The sequence below is a fragment of the Prosthecobacter sp. genome, assembly GCF_049294395.1.
GTDB lineage: Bacteria > Verrucomicrobiota > Verrucomicrobiia > Verrucomicrobiales > Verrucomicrobiaceae > Prosthecobacter.
In genome coordinates this window covers 1-1,602 of sequence record NZ_JBAQCR010000419.1, presented here as the reverse complement: position 1 = coordinate 1,602, position 1,602 = coordinate 1, and the positions used below count along the sequence as shown (strand labels likewise).

General features: G+C 57.9%; 3 protein-coding genes. All 3 read left to right on the top strand.

Translation table 11 applies throughout. The annotated features are described in order from the left end of the window. Positions 1-893: membrane protein insertase YidC (gene yidC / locus WAW39_RS28805; protein ID WP_422322967.1), on the top strand; the 893-nt coding region annotated here is incomplete at its 5' end. Between the two features lie 4 nt (positions 894-897). Continuing rightward, entirely contained in the window at positions 898-1,107 is a 210-nt protein-coding gene (locus WAW39_RS28800; RefSeq protein ID WP_422322965.1) for a hypothetical protein, read from the top strand. Between the two features lie 167 nt (positions 1,108-1,274). Further along, positions 1,275-1,475, top strand: coding sequence for a hypothetical protein (locus WAW39_RS28795; protein ID WP_422322963.1), 201 nt, complete (start codon positions 1,275-1,277; stop codon positions 1,473-1,475). Positions 1,476-1,602: the final 127 nt, after the last annotated feature.

Sequence of the window (1,602 nt, the reverse complement as noted above, 5' to 3'; positions counted from 1 at the left end):
ACCTGGCCAAGCCGACCTATGACTTGGCGCACCTCTCGGCCCGCGTGCTTTTCGCGGGGCGCGTGCTGGGACAGGGCGAGGTGATGACGCGTGAATACACGCTCTACATCGGGCCGAAGAAGCTCTCGCTGTTGCAGGCGATGGGCGACGGCAAGGACGCGGTGATGGAGTTCGGCTTCTTCTCCTGGTTCTGCAAGCTGCTGGTGCCGACGCTCAACTTCTTCCACCGCATCATTCCCGATTACGGTGTGGCGATCATCCTGCTCACCTTCCTGGTGCGCACCATCTTCTGGCCGCTCACGCATAAGAGCACGGTGAGCATGAGGAAGATGCAGGAGATCCAGCCGCAGCTCAAGGAACTCCAGAAGCAGTTCAAGGACAATCCGCAGAAGATGCAGCAGGAGACGTGGGCGCTCTACCGGGCGAACAAGGTGAACCCCCTGTCGAGCTGCCTGCCGATGCTGATTCAGATCCCGGTGTTCATCGCGCTGTTCACGGTGCTGCGCAGCGCGGTGGAGCTGCGCTACGCGCCCTTCCTCTGGATCGGGGATCTGAGCGAGCCCGAGAACCTGCTGGCCGGGCTGCTGCCGATCCCGCTGAATATTCTGCCGTTCCTGATGTCCGGCACCATGGCGCTGCAGAGCTATCTCACGCCGTCGATGGGCGACCCTGCGCAGCAGAAGATGATGATGATCATGATGCCCATCATGATGCTTTTCATGTTCTACAGCTTTCCTGCCGCGCTCTCGCTCTACTGGACGGTCAGCCAGGTGCTGTCCATCGTGCAGATGCTGATGATGCGGCAGAAGATCGCGCACAAACACGATCCGGACGGCGGAGTGACGGTCGAGTCTCCGCTGACGCGCCAGCAGCGCCGCTCGGCGACCCGGTAAAATCGTGCATGTCATCGACCTCGGGCTGGTGGCGGCGTTCAAGGCGTACCCCGGGCGTGACCTGGGACACAAGCTGGAGACGGCGGTTTTTCTGCATCAGCGCCGCCGGCGGAAGGACTTGTTCTATTATGCCAACGGGCACGAGGTGGAGCAGGCTCAACTCGGCGCAGAACCCGCGTGGCGCTTCCTGTTAGGGGATAGCGTCCAGGCGTAAGCGTGGCCGAGACAATATATGTTCCTCTGTGCCGCACTTCGCCGCTTATATTGTCATGTGCGGATTGACTTTCGCAAAAGGCTCCGGCATACTGTGTATTAAGTTTAGAATGCGGGAAGATGCGTTTATTTGGATGAGTGATGCGAAAAGGTAAAGGAGCCCCAGTCATGTTTCTGTCAGAGTTCAAAGCCAAAAAACAGCGGGATGCTTTTTTGGCGGTGGTCGAGGAGATGATCAAGTCGGACGCTAATTTTCACAGAAAGGAGAAAATTCTGTTGGCCCAATATAAGCGCGAGTTGGGGCTTGTTGTCGATTACGTGATTCCTGAATTGGCACTCGCAAAGGCTTTGAGCGCGATCTCAGAGTGAGGCACAGCGCTGCGCGTATATTGAGTTGCTAGCTTTGGCACAGGTTGACGGTGATGTGAGTAAGAATGTAGCAGCCAACTGACCGACTCTGTGGCCAGCACGCTCGCAGATCGGCAGACTCGTAACT